This is a genomic window from Rufibacter sp. LB8, assembly GCF_014876185.1.
Taxonomy (GTDB): domain Bacteria; phylum Bacteroidota; class Bacteroidia; order Cytophagales; family Hymenobacteraceae; genus Nibribacter.
Window position 1 is genome coordinate 3016997 of sequence record NZ_JADALJ010000001.1, and the last position, 23253, is coordinate 3040249.

At 52.2% G+C, this 23253-nt stretch carries 15 protein-coding genes; 4 read left to right on the top strand and 11 right to left on the bottom strand.

Annotation, left to right across the window (positions count from 1 at the left end; all coding sequences use genetic code 11):
* Window positions 1–144 precede the first annotated feature (144 nt).
* The 11 genes from IMY23_RS12700 to IMY23_RS12750 form a co-directional block, all read right to left on the bottom strand.
* Window positions 145–2145 (bottom strand): DUF3857 domain-containing protein, encoded by a 2001-nt coding sequence (locus IMY23_RS12700; protein ID WP_192822443.1) that lies wholly within the window; start codon window positions 2143–2145, stop codon window positions 145–147.
* A gap of 82 nt (window positions 2146–2227) precedes the next feature.
* On the bottom strand, window positions 2228–4249 hold the full coding sequence (locus IMY23_RS12705) for a DUF3857 domain-containing protein (protein WP_192822444.1): 2022 nt from the start codon (window positions 4247–4249) through the stop codon (window positions 2228–2230).
* Window positions 4250–4408: 159 nt separating this feature from the next.
* Complete coding sequence (locus IMY23_RS12710) at window positions 4409–6313, bottom strand: DUF3857 domain-containing protein (RefSeq protein WP_192822445.1); 1905 nt, start codon at window positions 6311–6313, stop codon at window positions 4409–4411.
* A gap of 30 nt (window positions 6314–6343) precedes the next feature.
* Window positions 6344–8389, bottom strand: a complete 2046-nt coding sequence (locus tag IMY23_RS12715; protein WP_192822446.1) for a DUF3857 domain-containing protein — start codon at window positions 8387–8389, stop codon at window positions 6344–6346.
* Window positions 8390–8737: 348 nt separating this feature from the next.
* The gene (locus IMY23_RS12720) at window positions 8738–10012 is read right to left on the bottom strand and encodes a carboxypeptidase-like regulatory domain-containing protein (RefSeq protein WP_192822447.1); all 1275 of its coding nucleotides are present in this window, start codon (window positions 10010–10012) and stop codon (window positions 8738–8740) included.
* A 508-nt stretch (window positions 10013–10520) separates the two neighbouring features.
* Window positions 10521–11879: a PAS domain-containing sensor histidine kinase gene (locus IMY23_RS12725; protein ID WP_192822448.1), complete on the bottom strand. Its 1359-nt coding sequence runs from the start codon at window positions 11877–11879 to the stop codon at window positions 10521–10523.
* Window positions 11869–13251 carry a sigma-54 dependent transcriptional regulator gene (locus tag IMY23_RS12730; RefSeq protein ID WP_192822449.1) on the bottom strand — a complete coding sequence of 461 codons (1383 nt, stop codon included), beginning with the start codon at window positions 13249–13251 and terminating at the stop codon, window positions 11869–11871. Before IMY23_RS12730 ends, IMY23_RS12725 begins: the two co-directional genes overlap by 11 nt.
* Window positions 13252–13757: 506 nt before the next feature.
* A complete protein-coding gene (locus IMY23_RS12735) occupies window positions 13758–14390 on the bottom strand; it encodes an alpha/beta hydrolase (RefSeq protein ID WP_192822450.1) in 633 nt (210 codons plus the stop codon).
* 78 nt (window positions 14391–14468) lie between these two features.
* Window positions 14469–15404 (bottom strand): ring-cleaving dioxygenase, encoded by a 936-nt coding sequence (locus IMY23_RS12740; RefSeq protein WP_192822451.1) that lies wholly within the window; start codon window positions 15402–15404, stop codon window positions 14469–14471.
* Between the two features lie 11 nt (window positions 15405–15415).
* Window positions 15416–16126, bottom strand: a complete 711-nt coding sequence (locus IMY23_RS12745) for a pirin family protein (RefSeq protein WP_192822452.1) — start codon at window positions 16124–16126, stop codon at window positions 15416–15418.
* A gap of 105 nt (window positions 16127–16231) precedes the next feature.
* The gene (locus IMY23_RS12750) at window positions 16232–16768 is read right to left on the bottom strand and encodes a YceI family protein (protein WP_192822453.1); all 537 of its coding nucleotides are present in this window, start codon (window positions 16766–16768) and stop codon (window positions 16232–16234) included.
* A gap of 610 nt (window positions 16769–17378) precedes the next feature.
* On the opposite strand from IMY23_RS12750, the gene IMY23_RS12755 reads away from it, so the two are divergent.
* The 4 genes from IMY23_RS12755 (at window position 17379) to IMY23_RS12770 (ending at window position 23252) form a co-directional block, all read left to right on the top strand.
* On the top strand, window positions 17379–18632 hold the full coding sequence (locus IMY23_RS12755; protein ID WP_192822454.1) for an efflux RND transporter periplasmic adaptor subunit: 1254 nt from the start codon (window positions 17379–17381) through the stop codon (window positions 18630–18632).
* A 291-nt stretch (window positions 18633–18923) separates the two neighbouring features.
* Window positions 18924–19613, top strand: coding sequence for an ABC transporter ATP-binding protein (locus IMY23_RS12760; RefSeq protein WP_192822455.1), 690 nt, complete (start codon window positions 18924–18926; stop codon window positions 19611–19613).
* Window positions 19614–19622: 9 nt separating this feature from the next.
* On the top strand, window positions 19623–22037 hold the full coding sequence (locus IMY23_RS12765) for an ABC transporter permease (protein WP_192822456.1): 2415 nt from the start codon (window positions 19623–19625) through the stop codon (window positions 22035–22037).
* Between the two features lie 330 nt (window positions 22038–22367).
* Window positions 22368–23252, top strand: a complete 885-nt coding sequence (locus IMY23_RS12770) for an STAS domain-containing protein (RefSeq protein ID WP_192822457.1) — start codon at window positions 22368–22370, stop codon at window positions 23250–23252.
* Window position 23253 lies beyond the last annotated feature (1 nt).

A 23253-nucleotide genomic window follows, 5' to 3' on the forward strand; every position in this document is an offset into this window, starting at 1 on the left:
CGCGCATCCAGGTTAGTGAGCGGCTGAGGCAGGCCTACGGGCATACGCAGTTTGTCTCTGAAAGTAAAGACGCAGCCCAGAAATTCTCTTGTTCACATTCCTGTTTTCGGGCTCAATTCTGGAAATGAGCCCGAAAACGGAAACTTAGGATTTCTTTTTGAGGACAATTTTCTCGGCATGCTTGGCTACCAGGCGGTTGTAAAATTCGCGGAGGTTGGTGTATTCCTGGGGCGAGAACATGGCTTTGTTGATGCTTAGGCGGCTCATGACCTGCAACTGTAGCCCAACCATTTGAACCTGATAACTGAATTTGGCGGTGTTGCCGGGCAAGCTGATGGTAGCAGGCTCGGGCAGGGCCTCTACCTGGTACCCGGCGGGCAAGGTATAAATCAGGACATGAGACTCCTCGGCCGGGCTGGCCAGATCCACGGGGTGTTGCCGGGTGACTTGCCTCAGGGGATTTTGGCCCAGGCCGAAGGTAAGCATGGGGTTGAGGTACAGAATGTCTGCGGGCTGCGCCTCGCCGGCTTTGTGAAGCGTGTATTTGGTCTGAAAGGGAGCCTGCAGGCTGTCTTGGTTCAGCACCTGCCAATCATTGGTTTCCCAGCCAGCCTGTTGTAGCGCAAGCTTTTTCAGGTACGGTTCTTTGCCTAACTCCTGGAGGGCGGCGCGGTGCCGGTGCGCCGACAGACCCTGGAAATTCTCTACCAGAGACCCCGTAATTTCGCCGGTAGGCTTTATCTCTAACTTGCCAGAGACCAATTGCAGGTTTTTCTCTACCCCCAACAGCGGCACCCACTCCCCGGCCGGTGCTTTCAAAACCCACCCTTGCCCGTTTAAATACGGCAGAGCCAGCCCACCCGGCGCCAGGGTTTTGTCAGTGGCATCAAGGGCGTACTGCTTCCCGCCAATTTTTACATAGGCCAGCACCGAGTTGAACTTGGAGAACATGGGCGAAACGGTCACGGGCAGCCCGTGGTCGCGGGTGCTTACCAACATGGGGCTGGCGTTAAGGCCGGCTTCTTTCAGGTAGGCCACCAGCAGCAGGTTAATGTCCGCCGATGACCCTTTCTGGCTTTTCAGGGCTTCCTTGATGCCATCGGCCATGACTTGGTAACTCTGGTCCCAGGTTATGTGCCGCTGCACATAAGTATAGAGGGCATGCATTTTCTGCAGGGTGTCCGGGAGATGCGCCGCCAAAGAATCTGCCGTTTTCTTCAGAAAAGAGGTTTCCTGTACTTGCCCGCCAATAGTTTCATCCTTCAGAAGGGTATTGGTTAAATCTTCCCAACTGGCGGTAATGAAGTCAGGTTTCTCATTAGGGTATTCAATGGTGACCAGCTCAAACTCCATTTTAGCCAGATAATCTGTCATGGTGCCCACAAACGGCTCCTCTACCACGGCAGGCACGTGGGTCATGACCCAACGGTACTGCGTAACGTTGAACACGGCGGTGCCCAAAGGATCCTGCATGGTGCCAGAAATGGTTCGTTGGGTCCCCTGTGAGGCTTCTTTTATATGAAAAGGAAAAGTACCGGTGTACACCTGGCGGTAGGTCAGGTACGGTATCATCTTCACTTTGTACTCACTCCAGGCCACGGGTATATGGCTCTGGAACCGCCACTCCGGCAGGCTGTAGATAAAATCTGATTTGAGCGTGTAGGCAATTTCCAGCACTGAGCCAACCTTGACCTTGGGCAGCGTCATTTTCTTGCGGTAGAGCACTTGGTTTACCTTTTCCTCAAAGATTGCCTTGTCCTCTAATTTGGTGCGTACAATTTTCCCGTTGTCAAGGTTGGTGGTGAAGGCCTGCAGGTCTGTTATGGTTTCTTTGCGCTTGGCGTGAAACTTATGGAACAGAATCTCCATGTTTGCTTCTCCCAAGCCCTGCTTCTTCAAGATTTTTATGCGCATGACTCGCTTGAACTGCACCTGTGTGCCGTGCGCCAGCAGAAAAGAGGTTTCGCCCTGGTCATGCAGCACCACGGCGGCGGCGCTGGTATCTTTGTCATAGACGGTCATCTTCAGCTCGGCTTCTGTGACTTTGCCTAGTTTGAACGGCTCGGTCTGGGCCCAACCAATGCGCGGCGCGGCCATACACAGCACCAGTACTACCCAAAGGAAATAAGAACGGCATTGCTTCATGCGGGGGGAATTTAATAACGAGGTGAGAAAGGAAAAATCCGTTTTCGGGCTCATTTCTGGAAACGGGCCCGAAAACGGAGACTTAGGATTTTTTCTTGAGGACGATTTTCTCGGCGTGCTTGGCCACCAGGCGGCTGTAGAGTTCGCGGAGGTTGGCGTATTCCTGGGGCGAGAACATGGCTTTGTTGATGCTGAGCCGGCTCAAGACTTCAATTTTCCCGTTGGTTTCCTGCACCACATAGGTAAACTTAGCCGAGTTCTGCGCCAACGTCAAGGTGGTGGATTTGGGCAGTTCCTCTACCGCATAGCCTTCCGGAATCTTGTAAGAAAAGGTGTACACTTCATCTACCGGCGTGGCGAAATCTACCGGGTACAGGCGCTCGGCAATTTTAAACGGGTTGTCTCCCACCGTGTGTGACAGCATTGGTGACAGATAGATGAGTTGCGCGGGCTGGCTATCACCTGCCTTGTTGAGGGTGTATTTGGTTTTGAGCGGTTCCTGCAGGTTCTCCAGGTTCTGGATGCTGAGCGCCTGGCGCTGGTAGTCACGGCCGGTCTCTGTGAACTTTTTGGTGTAGCTGTCCTGCCCGTTTTCATTAATGGCAGAGCGCATCTGCAGGGCAACCATGCCGTGGTAAGAATCTTCAAAGGCGCCTGCCAGTTCACCGGTGGGTTTGATTTCTATCTGGGCGGCCACCACCTGGGCGTTCCGCTCGCTGTTTTTGAGGGGCACCCATTTGCCGGCGGGCATCTCTACCACCCACCCCTGCTCATTGAGGCACCTGAAAGGCAGCATACCAAACGGCAGACTGGCATCTGTGGCATCCAGCAGATAAGACGTGCCTTCCACCGTTACGTGGCTGATGACATAGTTGAACTTGCTGAGCATGGGAGATTGGGTGACCGGCTTGCCGTGCTGCCGCGTACTGACCAGCATGGGCTTGGCGTCTACGCCCCCTTCGCGCAGCAGCGCCGTCAACAGCAAGTTAATATCTGCCGAAGAACCCGTGCCTTTGTCATGCGCTTTTTTGAGGTTCTCAGAGAAAACCCGGTTTTTGCCGTCCCAGTCCATCTGCTTCTGCACGTACGCCAGAATTGTCTTTACCTTAGTCAGGTTGTCTGGCGCATTGGCCACCAGGGTGGCGGCAGTTTTCTGCAGGAACGGCGTGCTCAAAAGCTGTCCGCCAAACTGTTCTTCTTTCTGAAGTTCTCTGGCCAGGCCTTCCCAGTTGCCGGCCATGTAGCGGGGCTCCTGGTCTGGGTACTGAATTTTGGTGAGCATGAACTCCATTTTGGAGAGGTAGTCGCCCATGCTGCCCAGGTAGGGTTCCTGCACAAAGGCCGGCAAGTCTTTCATGACCCAACGGTACTCCACCACCTGCATGCTCATACTACCTCTTTTCTCTTCATTGAGATAGCCTACTTTCTCTTCCCAGGCTATGGCAGTGGTTACATTCACTACTTTGGCGTCTTTTATGTGGAACTGGTTGAAGCCCGTGGTCAGGGGTGTGTACTCAAAGAAAGGCACCATGTTCACCTGGTATTCGCTCCAAAGCACGGGTATGGTGCTCTGGAACTCCCATTCGCGCAGGTTCTCAATAAAATCTGATTTGATTTCATAGGCCACCTCAATCACCGACCCCACTTTCACGTTGGGCATGGTCAGTTTCTTGGCGTACCAGTTCACGTCTTGCTTTTCCTCAAAAATGGCCTGCTCCTCCAGCTTCACCTTCACTACCTTGCCGCCTTCCAGGTTGTAGGTGAAGCCCTTCAGGTTCAAGACTTCCTCTTTGCTCTCAAAGCTTTTCTTGTAAAAAGGAATCACAATGTCTGCCTGGTCCAGCCCGCTTTTCTTCAGGATCTTGATGCGCATGATGCGTTTGAAAAGCACCTGGGTCCCGCGCGTGAACAGAAAAGAGGACTCGCCCTGGTCATGCAGCACCACAGCGGCGGCGCTGGTGTCTTTGTCATAGACCGTCATCTTCAGCTGGGCCTCTGTGACTTTGCCCAGTTTAAACGGGTCTTCTTTGGCCCAACCGCTCAGGGGCAAGGCCAAGGCAAACACTAGACAGCAAAAAAAGGCGCGTTGGTAAAAGGAAAGCATGGAAAGGTAATATTGAAAATAAGGAACCGGCTGGAAAACACACGTTGAGCGAAAGGCAAAACAGCGCCTATTGCGTTTACTTTAAGGGGTTTCTGGAGAAATAAAAAAATCCGTTTTCGGGCTCATTTCTGGAAATGAGCCCGAAAACGGAGGAATTTCTTAGATGGTGGTGGCCGCCAATACTACCTGCTGCTGGTCAGCGCGCGAAACTTGCTTCAAGAATTCCACCAGGGCTTTGTACGTGGCGGGCTCATAGCGGCCTTTGTGCATGGTGAGCTGGCGCACGTACACCAGTTTGTTGCCTTTGATCTGCACCTGGGCCTGGTATTCGCCAAAGGCGGAGGCAATTTTAGAGGGCTGCGGCACGCTCTCGGGCTTGTAGCCCGCCGGAATCTCATATTCCACGGAGTCTACGTCATGGAAAGACAAAGGCCAGATCACATCTTGGGTGCGATTTTCCTTCATGGCGGGCACGTGGTCCCAGCGGTTCATGAGGTTGGGCGTAATGAACAGGCGCTTGCCCGTGGCCGAGGCTACGCGGGGCAAATCCAGCTGCAGTTTTTCCTTAACTTCGGGTTGGTCTTTCACTTTCTCCAAGGAGTACTTCTTGATCTCAAAGGCCGGAATCTGGGTGTTTTTGTAAAGCCATTTAAGCTGGTCCTCGGGTTTGTAGTTCAGGATTACCTGGTTGTGCTCTTCGTGCTGAATGCCTTGGTACTGAGTGAAGGCTTCACCGGTACCAGAGCCCTGGGCGTTCAATTTCACCTGTACAGAGCGAAGTTGTTTGTTGTCTAAGGCGGCAAACCTGGGAGTGGGCACCAATTTACCGCCCTCTGGGGTTACCAGCAAGGAATAGCGGTCGCCGGTGAAAGAACCGGTGTAACCGGCATCATCTGTCTGGCTAGTACACTCTAGCCAAACGGTGTCTTTGGCCATGGGCACACACAAAATCACGTGGTTGAACTGGTTGCTAGGGAAGTTTTTCATCATAGGCCGGTTGTCTTTCCCGCCGTAGATAATAGCGTAGTGGCTTGGGATGTCAATAACCTCCAGTAAGGACTTGGTATAATTACTCAGGGCCTTGCAGTCTCCGTAGCCTTTGCTGTCTACCAAAGAGGCTTCAAACGGCTGCCAGCCCCCTATACCCAACTGAATGGACACGTAGCGCGTTTTGTTCTGCATGAACTGGTACACCGCCTTCACTTTTTCTTTGGGGTCTGTGATGTTCTTGGTCAGCGCCAGAATCTGCTGCTTGGTCTGCTCGGGCAGGTGCCCGCGGTCCATGTTCAGTTTGCTGTAGAATTTCCCCAAAGACTCCCAGGAATCCATAGTACCGGCGTAGGCTTCCACCTCAAAATTGCTGGGGGCGGTTTTCACGGCGGGCACCATGTCCCAGAGGTCTGGCCCTAAGGGTTCTTCCTCATAGGGAGCCAGATCTTTTACCTGCCAGGTGTACACTTGTTGGCTGCCTACCTGGGTAACGCTGGCTTTCTCTGGCATGAGCTGTTCTTTGTAACGCAGGGCCAGGCCCGCCGGCATGATTACCTTGAATGAGGCTTCCTCCACTGATAATTTCTCTGCGTCAATGGGGCTCCAGAAAGGATAGAACAGCATGTTGCTGGTGGTAGTCTGGTACTCATACTCCACCGTGTACGGATAAGCGGTATAGGTCAAATCCGCCACTTTCACCCGGTTGTCGCCAATGTCATCGCCGTTGGCACTTTCATCCTTGATATCTGAGTTTTTTAGGGCCTTTACCTTTTTCCCGAGCATGTCATAGACCGTGGCTTTGATATAGTCTACTTTGCTCAATTTGTCATAGTACACTACTGCCCTGGCGTGCCGTTTGCCGTCTGCATTCATCACAGCCACCACCCGGCGCACTTTCTCAGAGGCAGATTTGGGGGAATGCACCGTAAACACGGTTTCCTCTGCCCTGATCACTGCGTCTGCGCCTTTAGAAAGGGAAGACTTGATGGTTAAGGCGGTATAGGCCGGTTCATTGGCCCACGCCGACAGTCGGGTCAATGCGCCCAGGCACACAATTGCTATCCAGTTTTTCATACGTTTCAGAAATGGAGGTCAAAAACGGGATTATCCTTTTTTCTTGAGCACAATCTGCTCGGCGTGCTTGGCCACCACCTGGGTGTAGAACTGCTTCAGGAACTCATATTCCTCGGCGTAGAACACAGGCTTGGAGATGGTTAATTTGCTCATGACCTGAATTTTGTTGCCGTTCACCTGCAGCATGTAGGTGAACTTGCCGCCGTTCTCAGGCAAGGTCAGGATCATGCCTTTGGGCATCTCCTCTACCGCGTAGCCTTCTGGTATGGTGAAGTTGCACAGGTACACTTCTTCCATGGCGTGGGCGAAATCAACGGGGTATTTGCGGCCCGCGTGCTTGAACGGGTTGTCTTGCTGGGCTTTCAGCAGCATGGGGTTCAGGTAGATGATGTCTTTGGCCTGGGCGTCACCGGCGCTGGCCACTTCATACTCCAGACTGATGGGCTTGTGCAGTTCTTTCAGGTTCTGTAATACCGGCTTCTTGCGCTCCATTTGGTTCTGGCTGTTCACCAGTTTCTCCAGGTATTTCTGCTCGCCGGCGTCTAACACGTTGCGTCTCATGTTCACGCCCCACAGCCCGCTGGAAGATTGTGATACTTTGCCGCTCAATACCCCAGAAGCCGACACCTGCAAATCTGCATTCACCAACTCAGTGGCTTTGTCATTCATGTTCAGCGAAACCCAGTCGCCGCCTTTTTGATCTACGATCCAGCCTTTGTCATTGAGGCAGTGCTTGGGCAGCAAGCCCAGCGGCACCAGCGGGTCTGTGGCATCCATGAGAATGCGGCGGTTGCCCACCTGCGCGTAGGCAATCACGTAGTTGAACCTGGACAGCACCGGCGTGTACGGCACGCGGCCATTGTCACGGGTACTGATGATCACCGGGTGGGCCTCAAACCCGGCATCGCGCAGCATGGCCACCAGCATGAGGTTGATGTCTGCCACGTTTCCCGTTTTGGTGTCAAAGGCTTTGCGCAGGGAATTGGTCACGTACTTGCCGCCCTGCCCGTTCCATTTCACAGATTTCTTCACAAACTCATAGATGGCGTTCAGGCGGGCCAAGGTGTCTGGAATGGTCTGCAAGGCGGCCACTTCGTTTTTGAAGAAACCGGTGCGGTTCAGCTGCAAGCCAAAGCTCTCGTCGCGCATGAGTTCCTCAGAAAGGGTGCTCCAGTTACCGGCAAAGCGCTTAGGTATAGAATTTGGGTACCGCACCCACTCCAGCTCAAACTCAATCTTAGAAAGATAGTCCTGGATGGTGGTGATGTGGGCCTCTGGCGTGATGGCGGGCACATCTTTCATGACCCAGCGATGGTTGACAGACCGGGCCGTGATGTTTTCGGCGCCACCAGAGGTACGGCCATTTGTATAGCTTTTAGAATCTAAATCAAAGGAAGCGCTCCAACGTACCGTGAAGTTCATAGTACTTGGCACAGCCTCTTTCACCGCAAACGACTCATAGCCCTGGGGCATCTGCTTGTACTCAAAATACTCTGGAATGGCGGCACGGTATTCACTGTGCACTACCGGAATGGGGTATTGAAAGCGCCAGTCACGCAGGTTGAACAGGAAATCTGAGGCAATGGTGTACGTTATCTCAATCACAGAACCTTCTTTGACAGCGGGCAGGGTGAATTTCTTGTTAGACCAGTTGGCGGTTTCCTTTTCGTCAAAAATGGCTTTGTCGTCCATTTTCACTTTCACCATTTTGCCGTTCTCCATGTTATAGGTAACGCCTTTAATGCTGCTCACCACTTCTTTGCCGCTGTTCACCTTCTGGTAATACGGCACCACAAAGTTGGCCCAGTCATAACCACCCTTCTTCAGGATTTTGATGCGGGTTACGCGCTCAAAATTCACCTGAAAGTCTTGCACATAGTTAAAATAGGAACGGCCGTAATCTGCCAGCACCACCGCCACGGCGCTGGTGTCTTTGTCATAGACGGTCATCTTGACTTCTTCTTCGGTCACTTTCCCAAACTTAACGGGCGCTTCCTGACCCCGTGCCACGGTTTGGAAATAGAAGAACGCCAAAGCCATGAGAGGCCAAGCTCTGTAAGAGGTAGAAATGCGCATAAGTGGGGAGCGTAAGAGATGGAAAATAAATTATGAATTTTGTATTATAGTGGGTTGCCCTTTTTTAAAGGCAGCATGGCAAAACATATTAATTTTTATATATAAAAGGCTGTCTTGTGGCTGAAACGGGGGGCTTTGAGCACATGACACAGAAAATAGCCTTGCTTTATCTGATAGGTGAGAGAGGGTGATAGCTTACGCCTGCGCAGATTCAACTTGGTTTACCGAATATAAAAAGAAAAAATTGCCTCTTCCTAAAAAAATTCAAAATATATAACCGGTTTTTGCCCGCTGCTTCTGAAAGAGTTGTATTATTTCGGCAGCGCCCGGCATGCCCAACTACTCCTTTTACTTGACTGGGGTAAGAGGCTGATAGTCTAAGGGTAACATCTCGGCCAGTTTCTCCCAGGCCCAGTAGCCTTCCACCAAATGCGAGTAAGGGTTCAGCAGCATTCCGGCGGGGTCAAGGTACGTGAAGGGCTCCACCAGCGTGAGCAGTGAGGTTTGAAATGAAGGCGCCCGGCGCTGGCTCAACGGCCCCTGGTTCACAAAGCTCATTTCCTCTTTCTCCCGCCCATACACCACGTTCAGGAAATCTGGGAACTGCACCCGCATTCTTCCGGCGGCAGTGTCTGGCCGAAGGATGTTGGTGTACGGCACCGGTTCTTTGTAGAGATACGTCACTGTCTTGTCAAGCCGCGCCATGCGGGACCAGTACTGCAGGCTGTCTTCGGGGCCGGTGGCGTTGGCATTGAGGACGATAGTACCGTTGCTTTTGTTCCGCCACCGTTTCAACCCTGCCTGAATCTCTTCTTGCGGGGGCCGGTGCGGATTAGGGAGCCGCTGGAGGCGCCGCACCTGAAAGCCTTCGGCCTCCAGATTCTGGGCGTGCAAGGCCCGCAGGAAATGCATCATGGAGCCGTTGTAGGCCTTGAGCCGCGCCGAAGCCCACCGTTTCTGCTGCGCCTGGCTGCCGGGTTTCATCTCCTCAAACCGCGGAAAACCCATATGAAAAACCTGCCCCGTCTTAAAGTCTGCCTTGAAATCTTCCAGCAGAAAATGCAGCCGGTAGCCCAGCGCCTTGCTTTCAATGATGAGCGGCTTGGAGGCATCGGCGGTTAAGACATTGGCTTTGGCATCAAAGTTAAACTTGAGGACTTCTGCGTTGACAATGGTGGTCTTGGCGGCGTTTGGCGTCTGCCCAATGAAATTCTTGAAGAACACCTGGTAGTTGTTACGCCAGTTGGGGTCTGGTCTGATCACTACTTCCTGCAGCGCGTTGGCCTTGGGCATCAATTCAAACCTGAAGCTCAGTTGCTGGCCGGCCTGCAGCGTGATTTGGTGCGTGAGCGTTTCATAACCCAGAAAAGACACCACCAACTCATGGCTGCCCGGCGGCAAACCTATCAGTTTAAAAGTGCCGTTCTCTGCTGAATTGGTACCGTACGTGGTCTGGGCAATAAACACCGTGGCAAAGCCCAAAGGCTGCTTGGTCTGCCCGTCTATCACCGTGCCCGATACGCTGCCAATGCCGTTGGCCTGTGCTTGTACCGTTGAAGTAGGCCACCCAAACGCCAGCAGCAAAAAAGTAAAAAGAAGGCAAACAGAAAGACGAGCAGGCATGACAAAAGCTTTTCCCCTGAAAGATACACTTCTGCCCGAAAAACTACTTGTTAAAGTTTGTTAAGGAATGGGTTGTTATTACCTGTAAATGGAAATTTTTGACGAAATCTCTGGAATGTCTTTTCTGTTTTCGGGCTCATTTCTGGAAACGAAGCCAAAAACGGAAAAAAGAAATCGTCATAACCAAGAAATGCGGCAGACTTTAAAAAAGAACGTTTTTAGTAAGAGCTATTATAGTAAACCGAAAACGATAGAACCTGTCTCCTAAAAGAGAAACAAGTACCTGTGCCCTTTTTGGTGTTTCTAGGGGCCAGCAAGCAATACTGCCAATGCATAAGAGTTAGCCCTAGAAACTACGGGCAGGAACCGCCCCGCTTGTTGGTGAAAACACACTGCAAGGGCAGCGCGGTTGGGTAACTCTTTACAGTTTCAATTTCGAAAAAAAGTTTAGCCCAAGATACACTCGCCAAGTTCGTTTCCGTTTTTGGCTTCATTTCCAGAAACGAGGCTAAAAACGCAAGGTAAACGTGGTGCCCTGACCCAACTCAGAACTCACCGTCAACGAGCCCTTGTGCAACCGCATAATCTGCCTTGACAAACTCAACCCAATGCCGGTGCCCGTGGCCTTAGTGGTGTAAAACGGAAGGAAAATCTGCTCCAGCGCTTCCTCAGAAATGCCGCTGCCGTTGTCTGAGACTTGCAACACCACGCGGCTGTCTGAATCTGTGAAGGCCTCCAGTTGCAGGACTTTGTTTTGCTGGTCTGCCAAGGCGTGGATGGCGTTTCTTAAAAGATTAATCAATACTTGTTCCAGCAGTTCACGGTCGGCCAAGACTTGCAAGGTTTCAGGCTGGCAATTAATCAGGAACAGGATATTTTGTTGGGTGAATTCTTCCTGGAACAAAGTCTGCAACTGCCGCAGCATTTGGTCAACAGAGAAGAACTGTTTCTTAGGCACCGGCACCCGGGCCAGGCTTCTAAAGTCATGGACAAACCGGACCAAACCCTGGCTGCGACGCTCAATGGTCTGCAGCGCCATGCCCATGTCTTCGGTTTCCTCGCGGGCCAGTAAGATTTGTTCACCGGGTTGCGCTTCCAGGTAATCCTGCACATCAGCGGCCACGCTGCCCGCTAAAGACGAAATGGGCGTCACAGAATTCATGATTTCATGGGTGAGCACACGTATCAGGTTCTGCCAGGCTTCCATCTCTTTCTCCTCCAGTTCGCGCTGAATGTTCTGGATAGAAGCCAACCGGAAGTCCTCGCCGCGCAAGACCAAATCCACCACAAACACCGAGACCGGCACGCGCTCTTTGCCGTGCTTGAGGCGCAAAACGGTGCTTTGGCCGGCGGGTAATTGCAGCAACGCTTCCACCAAACCGGCAGCCTCAGAACGCAAGTGTTCCACGTGGGAAAGGTGCGGCACCTGCAGCAGGCGCTTGGCGGCGTTGTTGATTAATTGTATTTCGCCGGATTTCTTGAACGTGAGAATGCCAATGCCAATGTGCTGCACCACGGTCTGGAAATACTGCGCGGTAGCCTCTTTCTCAGACCTGATATCCCGGAATTTCCTGATGACTTCATTATAACGCTCGTAGAGCTCGTCAAAAGCTTTTCCTTCGCCGCGCGCGGTGAACACCTCAGAGAAATCATCATACTTAATGGTGTTCAGGAATTTGGTGAGCCGCTCGGTGCTCCGTTCCACAAACAGAATAAGCGCAACAGTCTGCACGGCTACTAGCACGCCAATGGCCATCTGCGTGGCCAAAAACGCCGCCTTAAAATCGAAATGGAAAAATAGAAACACTGACAGCACCAGCAGAATCACCCGCAGCACCACCTGAAACCGGAAGTTCTTAAAGCCCATACTTCTCCAGTCTTCTGTACAAAGACGCGCGCGACAGTCCCAGTTCTTTGGCCGCTTTGGAGATGTTGCCGTCATGCTTGCCCATGGCTTTCATGACGGTTGACTTCTCCACTTCGTCCAGGTTATGGCTTTGAAGCGCTGGTTCCAGTTGCTGAGAATGCTGTTGCATTTGCAAGAAGAAAAAGTCCTGCGGCTGCAGCACGTGGTTTTCTGAGATAATGGTGGCGCGCTCCAGCACGTGTTCCAGTTCCCTGATATTGCCGGGCCAGTCATAGCGTTTTAGGCGGTCCAGCGCGGCCGGAGCCAAGGATTTAGCGGGCTGCTTGTACTTGCCCGCGTAACGTTTCAGGAAATGGTCTACCAGCAGCGGTAAATCTTCTTGGCGGTCGCGGAGCGGCGGTAAATGCAGTTCTATGGTGTTAATGCGGTACAGTAAATCTTGCCGAAACCTGCCCTGCGCCACCATTTGCGCCAGCGGCATGTTGGTAGCGCAAATCAACCGCACATTGATAGGAATGGGCTGGCCGGTGCCTACTCTTATGACTTCGCGACGCTGCAATACGGTGAGCAGTTTGGCTTGCATGGCCATGGACAGGTTCCCGATTTCATCTAAGAACAAAGTGCCGCCATTCGCCATCTCAAACCTACCAATTCGGTCTTCCTTGGCATCTGTGAACGCGCCTTTCTTATGCCCAAATAACTCGCTTTCAAACAGACTTTCGGTGAGTGAGCCCATGTCCACGGAGATGAAGACTTTGTCGGCGCGGTTAGATTGCTGGTGCAGGCTTCTGGCAATGACCTCTTTGCCGGTGCCGTTTTCGCCAAGGAGCAACACATCCGCATCGGTTTTGGCTACGCGGTTCATCAGGTGCAAAAGTTGTTGCATGGCGGGGCTCTTGCCGGTGACCAAATTCACGCTCTGGTTCAATTGCGAGGCCAGCGCCGTGTTGGTTTTCTTGAGCGTGGAAATCTCTTTGTAGGAATTCTTGAGCTTGGCCGCCGCCGAAAGCGTGGCAATCAGTTTCTCGTTCTGCCAGGGCTTAAGCACAAAATCGGTGGCGCCTTCTTTGAGCGCGCGCACTGCCATTTCCACATCCCCGAAGGCCGTAATCATAATCACCACCGCGCTGGGGTCACGCGCTAAAATTTCCTTCAGCCACTGAAAGCCTTCATTGCCGCTGGTGGTGTCTTGGCTGAAGTTCATGTCCAGCAAAATCAGATCATAGGTGTCATGGTTGAGCAGAAACGGAATCTTGCGCGGGTCTTTCTCAATCAATACTTGCTGAGAATACTTTTTCAGCAGCATCTTGGCCGAGAACAGAATGTCCTCGTTGTCATCTATGATCAGAATCTTGCCTAAATTTTCTTGCACGGCGGTCAGGGTCTGGGTGGGTTTGGGGAACGGGTACGCCTAAACTGTGCCAGAGAGGGGAAAACCCATGTAGGGCCGCTGGCGAGGTGAATTTACAAATTCCAGTGACATGCCGGTGTTCACGGTTGAACAAAAAGTGTCCGGTGGTGAACACCTCACCCCCAGCCCCTCTCCCACGGAGAGGGGAGTTTTCTGGAATTCCTGTTTTCGGGCTCATTTCTGGAAATGGAGCAGAAACCAGCTTTGCTACCTTCTATTCTATCCGCTGCAACCTTACTAAATCTCTTTCCTCTCTCACCATCTCGCTGCGCTTCTCCCCACTTTGTCATCCTGAAAGGATCTTGGTGGCAAACTAGATAGACCTCGTTTAATCATAAATCCCGTTTTGGGGCTCATTTCTAAAAATGAGCCCCAAAACGGGATTTATGATTTTATTTTTGGAGCCTTTAGCAGGCGCTTTTTTAGCTTGCCCACAAGATCCTTTCAGGATGACAAATGGGGTAAATCTATGATCTTTCTTGAGATAGAATCTCCTTCGCCAGTTCCAGTTCTTCCTGAAGAATGGTGTGCGGGCGGCCTGGGTAGATTTTCTGGGTCACGGTGGCGCCAAGTTTTTCCAGAATAGCCGTGGTTTCCTCTACCCTGCTCACGGGCACGTGCGGGTCGGGGTTGCCGGTGGTGATGACAATAGGCGTGCCGCCGAAATCTCCCTGGTAGTTACTTTCCTCCAACTCTTGCCCAATCAGGCCGCCGGTAAACAGGAACAGACCGCCGTAGCGCTGGGCGTTCCGTGCCGCGAATTCAGACGTGAGACAAGCGCCTTGTGAGAAACCCAACAGGTAGATGTTCTCGGTTTTCACGCCCTGGCTTACCAGGCTGTTCACCATTTCGGCTAACACTTCTAAAGCTGAATCCAGAGCGGGTTGGTTCTGGGCGGCAGGGGCCATAAAGCTGTACGGGTACCAGCTGTGCTGCGTGGCCTGCGGCGCTACCAAGGCGAATTCCTGCACCGGCAAATAGTTGGACAACTCCAGAATGCTTTGCGCCGATGCGCCTCGGCCGTGCACCATTACCAGCACCTTGCTCTCTGGCGAAATGGGCCGACCGGCACTAAGAATGTTTTTCTGATGCGTGTACATGTTCTTTTCTAATGGTACTACAGAATGTATGAATCAGCAGATGTAGAGACGCAATACGTTGCGTCTGACGTGCACTTTTTAATCCAGCTTCGGCAACACGGCTTCAATGGCGGCGCGGCGCGGTTCATACTGGGGCGGCAAGAGCAAACTGGAGCCTAACTGATCCCACTCCTCGTCAATCCCGAAGCCAGGGTTGTCAGTGGCAATCTCAAACAGCACGCCGCCCGGTTCTCTGAAATAAAGCGAATAGAAATAATTACGGTCGATTTTCTCGGTGATGTGGTGACCGGCGGCGATAACTTTCGTTCTAAATTCCATCAACGTGGCTTCGTCTTTCACCCGGAACGCGATGTGGTGGTTGGTGCCGGCTCCGCCTATTCCTCTGGCTTCATTAGGCAATTCCACCAGGTCAATAATGGCGGCGTGGTCCACGGCATCGGTCACATAACGGTAGCGGTTGCCGCTTTTCTCCTGCAGTGTGTAACCGAAGACATTGGTTAAAATGGCGGCGGTGGCCTGCACGTTTTGTAAAGTGAGCGTCACGCTGTGGAAACCTTTAGTGGCTGCTTCGGCGGGCACTTCTGCGGTAGTCCAGGGCGTGCGGGAATCTGGGTTTTTAGTGATCACCAATTCCAACTTCAGTCCGTCTGGGTCCAGAAAAGTCAGGTACTTCTCCCCGAACTTCTCTGACGGTTTGTTGTAAATCACGTTGTGCTCTTCAAAGCGTTTCATCCAGAAATCAAAGCTGCCGTCGGGCACCGAGTAGCCGATGTTGGTGGCCATGCCGGTACCGGCGCTTCCGCGGCGGGCGCCTTCATAGGGGAAGAACGTAAGAATGGTGCCTGCGCTGCCTTTTTCATCGCCGTAATACAAATGGTAGGTGCCGGGGTCATCAAAATTCACGGTTTTCTTGAGCAGGCGCAGGCCCAGAATCTTGGTGTAGAAATCAAGGTTTTTCTTGGCCGGCCCGGCAATGGCCGTGATGTGGTGCAAGCCTAAAATTCTGTTTTCCATGACGATGTAACTTAATGGTTGATAGGGGTTTCAATGACCAGGAACCGGCTCTCTTGCGGAAAGGTAAAATCTAGCTGGCCCGTTTCCCAGATGCCCAGCGCCTCGCGGTCTTTGAATTCTTCGCCGTTCACGTGCAGCGTGCCGCTGATGTTAAAGAGAAAGACCGCTTTGTTCACGGGGTTAAAAGAATAACGCAGCGTTTGTCCGGCCTCAAAATAACCCAATGACAGCTTCGCGTTTTGGTTGATCCAGCAATGCGCGGTGCCTTCTTCCTGGCTTACAATGGTGACCAATTGGTTTTTGCGATGCTCCTCTGGGAAATGGCGGCGCTGGTAACGCGGCGAAATGTTCTGCAGCTTCGGCTCAATCCAGATCTGCAGGAAATTAACCTCGTCTGGGCCTACATTGTGTTCTTCGTGCCGAAGGCCGCTGCCCGCGCTCATGATTTGCACCCAGTCTTTGTGCACCGTTTCATTGAAGCCCAAGGAATCAATGTGGCTCATGGATCCGGCCAGCATCACAGAAATTATCTCCATGTTGGCGTGCGGATGCAGCCCGAAGCCGTTATCTGGTTGCACCACATCATCATTGAACGCCCGCAGCAAGCCAAACCCCGCCCGCACCGGATTCTGGTAGCTCGAGAAACTGAACACGAAATTGCTTTTGAGCCAGCCCAAATCTTTCAGGCCTCTTTCTGCGGGGTTGAAGCGTTCTGTTTGCATGCGGTTAGTATTGAAGAGTGAACGAAGTGTAAGTTTACCTAGCGTGAGAAGCTTTTGCCGTTTTGGGGCTCATTTCTGAAAACGAGCCCCAAAACGTAGCCTAACTTAGGCTTGCTTTACTAACTGAATTTCAGCCTGCAGTTTTATCTCGTCACTTACTACTACGCTACCGGCTTCAGTAACGGCATTCCAAGTCAGGCCAAATTCCTTACGGCTGATTTTTCCGGTCACAGTGAAACCGGCTTTGGTCTGGCCGTACGGGTCCACCACAATTCCGCCGAACTCCACGTTCACGGTCACGGGTTTGGTCACGCCTTTTATGGTGAGGTTGCCGTGCAGCAGGTAGTCACTGCCGCTTTTCTGCTCATAGTTGGTGCCCTCAAAGGTGAGTTGGCTGTGCGCGCTGGCGTCAAAGAAATCGCCTGATTTCAGGTGCGTGTCGCGCTGCTCGTTGTTGGTGTTGATGGAGTCCACGTCGGCGGTAAAGGTTACCTTGCGGGCGCTGGTGAAGGTTTCGTCTTCGGTCTCAGCGGTCACGTGGAACGTCTGGAAATACCCGGTCACGGTGGTGATCATGAGGTGTTTCACTTTGAACTGCACTTCTGAGTGGGTGGGGTCTACAATCCATTGGGTAGTGGCCATGATTTTCTGTTTTTAAGTTCTTAAATTGATTTCGGTTTCTGATTTACTGCCGAAGCAACAAACAAATGTATGTACATTTATTGTATATACATTTGTTTGGAAACAAAAGTTTCAAAATAATTTTTCTTGGCTTCGTTTTACGTCATTCGTCAAACCCTCAACCTCTTCTCCAAATCTGTTATTCAAAGGCGCATGATCTCTGCCTTTGTTGGTGATAACACCAACAAAGGCAAGGAGCTGGAATTTTACGCTTTTATACACATACCCACCCCTACCCCTCCCAAGAGGGGAATTATCTGCAAAAGTAGAAGGAAGAATTCCCCTCTTGGGAGGGGTAGGGGTGGGTTAATCGCATTTGGAGTTATTAGACCGCAACTTAAGGTACTTATTCTATGAATTGACTTTCCGTTTTCGGGCTCATTTCCAGAAACGAGGCCGAAAACGGAAATATGACCGCCGTTCAGTCCATCGTTCGGGCCCGGACATAAAAGTGTCCGCTGGCGCACACTTCGCTAAACTTCATCTTTCATAACCACTGTAAATCAACACGTTATAAACCTGGCACAGCTATTGGCATTGCAGCTACCATTATTGCCATTTGACCCAAATTATGGACCGCCTTATAGAGAAGAAACGCTGGACACCGCAGAAAATAGCCCTCATTTTGGGCATTGTCGCTGGCCTTGGACTGTTGACCTACTTCATCGGCTTCGCCGATAACAGCTCCAGGCTGAACGTGGAAAGTCAGAAGCTGACCATGGCCACCGTGAGCCAGGGCACTTTCCAGGAATTTATTCCCGTTGACGGCACGGTGCATCCCATTAAAACCATTGTAATTCCGGCGGTGGAAGGCGGCACGGTAGACCAGAAATTCCTGGAAGGTGGCAAACCCGTGCAGAAAGGCGACCCCATTCTAAAACTCACCAACAACCGCCTGGTGCTGGATTTCATGAACCAGGAAACGCTCATGAACGACCTGATCAACAACCTGCAGAACTCCAAACTAACATTACAGCAAAATAAATTCAACCTCAGACGCCGTTTGGCCACGCTCAACGCGCAGGTAGATGCCGCCAAAGACGTGTACGACCGCAACATTGCCCTCTATGAATCTAAGGCCGTTTCTCAGCAGGAATTCTTTGGCTTTAAACGCGACTATGAACGCCTGAAAGCCGAACGCACTATTGAACTGGAGTCGCAGAAGTTTGAGGAAAGCAACGCCCGCACGCAGATTGCCCAACTGGAGACTACCATTGCCCGCACCAGCCGAAACCTGCGCATGATGGAAGACAACCTCAAAAACCTGTACATTAAAGCCCCTATCTCGGGCCAGCTGTCTTCTATACAGGTGGAGTTGGGTACGCCGGTGCAGGCCGGTCAGGTCATTGGGCAGATAGATGACTTGAGCGGTTTCAAGGTAAAAGCCGAACTGGACCAACACTACGTGAGCCGCATTTTTGCCGGGCAGCGTGGCAATTTCACCTACAATGGGCAATCTTATCCGCTGGAAATTTCCCTGGTGTATTCTGAGGTAAACAATGACCGCTTCCCCGTGGACATGAAATTCATAGGCAAAGTACCCGAAGGCATCAGACGCGGCCAGACGCTCCAGATCAGATTGCAGCTCTCTGACCCCTCCCCGGCGGTTCTGTTGCCGCGCGGCGGCTTCTATCAAAGCACCGGCGGCGCCTGGGCCTACGTGTTAGATGAAACCGGCAAAGTGGCCACCAAACGCAGCATCAGATTAGGCCGTCAGAACCCAGAATACTATGAAGTATTGGAAGGCCTTAAACCCGGCGAGCAAGTCATCACTTCGTCTTATGACGCTTTCAATGACAAGGATAAACTGGAGCTCAAGAAGTAAGAATGATGCCTGCTGTTTTGGGGCTCATTTCTGGAAACAGGGCCTAAAACGGAAAGTCCTCCGAAGTAAACCAAACACGTATTTCGTCCCCCTTTGAAGGGGGTAGGGGGATGACAACGGCCCGCCGAGAAACCATCAACTATAGAAATAAAACGAGTACAATGGATTCTCGGGAATGAATAATCAGCAGGAGCAATCATCCCCCAACCCCCTTCAAAGGGGGACGAAACGCGTGCTAATTAATTTTGATAAAAGAACAATCAATAACCAGCAATTACCTAGTAAAAAGATATGCTAAAGACCGTTAACCTTCAGAAAAAATACACCACAGACGAGGTGGAGACCACGGCGTTGGTCAATGTGAACCTGCACGTGAAAAAGGGCGAATTTTTGGCCATTATGGGACCGTCGGGCTGCGGAAAATCCACGCTGCTGAACATCATTGGCTTGCTGGACAACCCCAGCGGCGGCGAGTTCTTCTTTCTGGACCAGGAAATCTCCAAATACAGTGAGCGGCAACGGGCCAACCTGCGCAAAGAGCACCTGGGGTTTGTGTTCCAGAGCTTCAATTTGATAGATGAACTGACGGTGTACGAGAACGTGGAACTGCCCTTGATTTACCTGAAAGTGGGCAGCGCCGAGCGCAAGCAGCGCGTGGAGCAAGTGCTGGAGCAGATGCAGATTGCACACCGCCGCAACCACTTCCCGCAGCAGTTGTCGGGTGGGCAGCAGCAGCGCGTGGCCATTGCCAGAGCCGTGGTGAGCAAACCTAAACTATTACTGGCAGATGAACCTACCGGTAACCTGGACTCGGCCCACGGGCATGAGGTGATGCAGTTGCTGAGCCATCTGAATGAGCAAGGCACTACCATTGTCATGGTCACCCACTCCCCCACAGACGCAGATTTCGCGCACCGCATTGTGAACCTCTTTGACGGGCAGATTATCTCTGAGAACGTGAAGGAACTCGCTATTCTTTAACCTACGGCCATGATCAAAAATTACTTTCTGGTGGCGTTGCGCACCCTTCGCCGTAACATGGGCTACACTACGCTCAACGTGGTGGGCCTGAGCCTGGGCATTACCTGTAGCCTGCTGTTGTTTCTGATAATCAGGTATGAAATGAGTTTCAACACGTTCCACAGCAAGGCAGACCGCATCTACCGCGTCAACATTGACTCTGAGGACCAGAACGGCAAGCACCAGTCTTCTGGCACGCCGGCACCCCTGCTGGCGGCTTTAAAAGCGTCTCTGCCGGAGCTCACCCCGGCCACGCACCTGCATGAGGAAGAAGGCGGCACCTTCGCGCTGCTGTCACAAGACACCACGCAGGTGGAAAAGAAGTTCAGGGAAGAAGGTTCTATCATGTTTGTGGAGCCGGCCTTCTTTGACCTGTTTGACTTTGAGACCAATGGCGTACCCGTGCGCGAAGCCCTCAAAGACCCCAACTCTGTGCTGCTCACCGAAAGCATCGCCCAAAAATATTTCCCCCGGGGAGATGCTGTGGGCAAGGTAGTGCGCATGAACAACAAGATTAACCTGCAGGTGAAGGGGGTGATCCCAGACGCGCCCAGCAACTCAGACATTCCGTTCATCATGCTGGTAGCCTATGAGTCGTCTAAAGAGCTCAATATCTTCTTTATGTCAGACAACTGGAACAGCACCACCAGCAGCCAGCAAGTGTACTTTGCCCTGGCACCGGGTGCCTCTGCCCAGCAGGCCGAAGCCCAAATCAATGCCGTGGCGAACAAATACCGTCAACGCAGTCCCGGCGAACGTGAACGGTTCACGCTGCAACCGCTCTCTGACCTGCATTACAATGAGGGGTACTCCAATTACGCAGACCGCACCGTAAGCAAGAAAACCCTGTGGGCGCTGGGCATTATTGGCGGCTTTCTGGTCTTGATTGCGTGCATCAACTTTGTGAACATGGCCACGGCCCAAGCCCTGCGCCGCGCCAAAGAGGTGGGCATGCGCAAGGTGCTGGGCGCCAGCCGGGGCCAGCTTATGTTCCAGTTCCTGAGTGAGACCGGTTTGATCACGCTGGTGGCCTTGCTGTTCTCCATGGTGCTTACTGAGCTGCTATTGCCCTGGCTCAACCAACTGCTGGAGTTAGAGATCACGTTCTCCATTGTACAGAACCCCGAGGTAGGCTTGTTCTTGCTGCTTATTCTTGTATTGGTCACGTTCTTTGCGGGTTTGTACCCAGCCTTGATTTTGTCCGGTTTCAAACCTATTTCGGCCTTAAAAAGTAAAGTGGCCACCGCCCAGACCGCGGGGCTGTCTATGCGACGCGCGCTGGTGGTGCTGCAGTTCACCATTTGCCAGGTGCTTATCATCTGCACCATTATTGTGCACAACCAGATGGAGTATTTCAGGACGGCGCCCCTGGGTTTTGACCAGGAAGCGGTGGTGACCATTCCCATTCCCGCCTCCAAGGCCGCAGATCTGCTGCCGTTGCGCCAGGAACTGGAAAATAACCCGGCTATAAAATCGGTTTCTTTCGCGCTGTGCCCGCCGGCGGCCAACGTGAACCTGAACATGTCTTTTAACTATGATGACTTTTCCATAGAGCGTGATTTCAACGTGAGCTTTAGGTTTGCCGATGAGCATTACCTCACCACCTTCAACATTCCGCTTGTGGCCGGGCGCATGTATGCCAAAAGCGACACCATGCGCGAGTTTCTGGTGAATGAAACCTTCTTAAAACAAGTAGGCGAGAAAAATGCGCAGGCCGCCATTGGCAAGAAACTGCTGGTGAACGGCGGGCGGAACGAAGGCCGGATTGTGGGCGTGGTGAAGGATTTCCACGTGGGTTCCCTGCGCGAAGAAATTGACCCGGTGGTGCTGTCTACCTGGAACTATTTCTACTACAGCCTCAACGCCAAGATTGAGATGAAAAACACCCAGGCCGCCATTGCGCACCTACAGAAACTCTGGTCCAGCGCCTACCCTAATGACGTGTTTTACTATGAGTTTGTAGATGATACCATTGCCCAGTTCTACGTGGAGGAACAGCGCCAGGCGCACCTGTTCAAAATCTTCTCTGTGCTGGCTATCTTGATTGGGTGTCTGGGCTTGTATGGCCTGGTGGCCTTCATGGTCTCGCAGCGCACCAAGGAAATAGGCGTGCGCAAGGTCTTGGGTGCCAGTGCGGGTAGCATTGTGGCGCTGTTTTCCAAGGACTTCGCGGTGCTGGTGCTGGTGGCGTTTCTTATTGCGGCGCCCATTTCTTACTACTTCATGGAGAAGTGGCTGCAGGATTTCACGTACCGCATTGACCTGAGTTACTGGGCGTTTCTGGCTGCCGGGGCCCTTACCTTGGTCATAGCCCTCACCACCGTGAGTGTGCAGGCCCTGCGCGCCGCTTTCTCTAACCCGGTTACCGCGCTCAAGTCAGAATAATCGCTGCCTGGTCAATTCCGTTTTGGGGCTCATTTCCAGAAATGAGCCCTAAAACGCAAAGCCTGGGAGTTCCTTCACCTGCCCCAGCCCTGGAATTTTCCGGCTTTTTGGTGGGCGTGGGTTTCTATGGTTTTCTAGCTGGGGTTTGCGCGCCTGATTTTCCGTTTTTGGCTTCGTTTTCAGAAATGAGCCCCAAAACGAATGCCGAATGTAATGGGATGGCAACTTTATTTCCTACTTTTACCAAAGCCTTTCATCACTGCTTCTGGCATTGGTTGTTTTATTCACTAAAAGGAAGGCCCAAAACATAAACTCCTACACCCCTCCTTTATGAACAAAGAAAGCGCCGCTGCCTTAAAAGGAAAGAAAAAGCTCATTCTGCAGAACTGGATGGAAAACCAGCTGAAAGACGCCGCCCTGCGCGATGACCTCATGAGCGTGGCAGAACTACAGCAGCAGTCTGAGGAATTTTTGACCACCTTGTTGAAAGCGTTCAGCTCCAACCAAGCCACTGACACAGAGTCTGAAGGGTATGAGGCCATTCAGGACATTCTGAATGAAATCTCCATCACCCGCGCCCGCCAGGGCTTCTCGCCGCGCGAGACCAGCTCTTATGTGCTGAGCCTGAAAGAAGTACTGAGCAATGTGCTGGAAGACCGTTTCAGAGAGGAGCCCGCCGTGCTCTACAAAGAGATTCTCTCCATGCACAAAATCATGGACAGCCTGAGCCTGGTGACCATGGAAACCTATATCAAAGGCCGTGAGGAGGTAATCCTTCGGCAAACCAATGAAATGAGCGAGATCTCCACGCCCGTGATCAGGGTGTGGGAAGGCATTCTGGCCCTGCCCATCATTGGCACCTTAGATAGCGCCCGCACCCAGGTGGTGATGGAAGCCTTGCTGCAGGAGATTGTGGCCACCGGCAGCCGTATTGCCATCTTAGACATTTCGGGCGTGCCTACCGTAGATTCCTTGGTGGCCCAGCATTTGATCAAGACCGTGAGTGCCGCCAGATTAATGGGGGCTGAGTGCATCATCAGTGGCATACGCGCCGAGATTGCGCAGACCATTGTGCACCTGGGCATTGACCTCACCAACATCCACACCAAGGCCTCATTGGCCAGCGCGCTCAAAATGTCCTTCGCCATGCTGGGCATTCAGGTATCACGGGCGGCCCAGAGCCAGGAGGGTTCCAAACAAACCTTCGGCTTTTAAT

What these genes read in the sequence shown, in the direction of transcription:
- IMY23_RS12700 (WP_192822443.1), bottom strand. Translation starts at nt 2,145, where the DNA reads ATGAAGCAATGCCGTTCTTATTTCCTTTGGGTAGTACTGGTGCTGTGT.
- IMY23_RS12705 (WP_192822444.1), bottom strand. Translation starts at nt 4,249, where the DNA reads ATGCTTTCCTTTTACCAACGCGCCTTTTTTTGCTGTCTAGTGTTTGCC.
- IMY23_RS12710 (WP_192822445.1), bottom strand. Translation starts at nt 6,313, where the DNA reads ATGAAAAACTGGATAGCAATTGTGTGCCTGGGCGCATTGACCCGACTG.
- IMY23_RS12715 (WP_192822446.1), bottom strand. Translation starts at nt 8,389, where the DNA reads ATGCGCATTTCTACCTCTTACAGAGCTTGGCCTCTCATGGCTTTGGCG.
- IMY23_RS12720 (WP_192822447.1), bottom strand. Translation starts at nt 10,012, where the DNA reads ATGCCTGCTCGTCTTTCTGTTTGCCTTCTTTTTACTTTTTTGCTGCTG.
- IMY23_RS12725 (WP_192822448.1), bottom strand. Translation starts at nt 11,879, where the DNA reads ATGGGCTTTAAGAACTTCCGGTTTCAGGTGGTGCTGCGGGTGATTCTG.
- IMY23_RS12735 (WP_192822450.1), bottom strand. Translation starts at nt 14,390, where the DNA reads ATGTACACGCATCAGAAAAACATTCTTAGTGCCGGTCGGCCCATTTCG.
- IMY23_RS12740 (WP_192822451.1), bottom strand. Translation starts at nt 15,404, where the DNA reads ATGGAAAACAGAATTTTAGGCTTGCACCACATCACGGCCATTGCCGGG.
- IMY23_RS12745 (WP_192822452.1), bottom strand. Translation starts at nt 16,126, where the DNA reads ATGCAAACAGAACGCTTCAACCCCGCAGAAAGAGGCCTGAAAGATTTG.
- IMY23_RS12750 (WP_192822453.1), bottom strand. Translation starts at nt 16,768, where the DNA reads ATGGCCACTACCCAATGGATTGTAGACCCCACCCACTCAGAAGTGCAG.
- IMY23_RS12755 (WP_192822454.1), top strand. Translation starts at nt 17,379, where the DNA reads ATGGACCGCCTTATAGAGAAGAAACGCTGGACACCGCAGAAAATAGCC.
- IMY23_RS12760 (WP_192822455.1), top strand. Translation starts at nt 18,924, where the DNA reads ATGCTAAAGACCGTTAACCTTCAGAAAAAATACACCACAGACGAGGTG.
- IMY23_RS12765 (WP_192822456.1), top strand. Translation starts at nt 19,623, where the DNA reads ATGATCAAAAATTACTTTCTGGTGGCGTTGCGCACCCTTCGCCGTAAC.
- IMY23_RS12770 (WP_192822457.1), top strand. Translation starts at nt 22,368, where the DNA reads ATGAACAAAGAAAGCGCCGCTGCCTTAAAAGGAAAGAAAAAGCTCATT.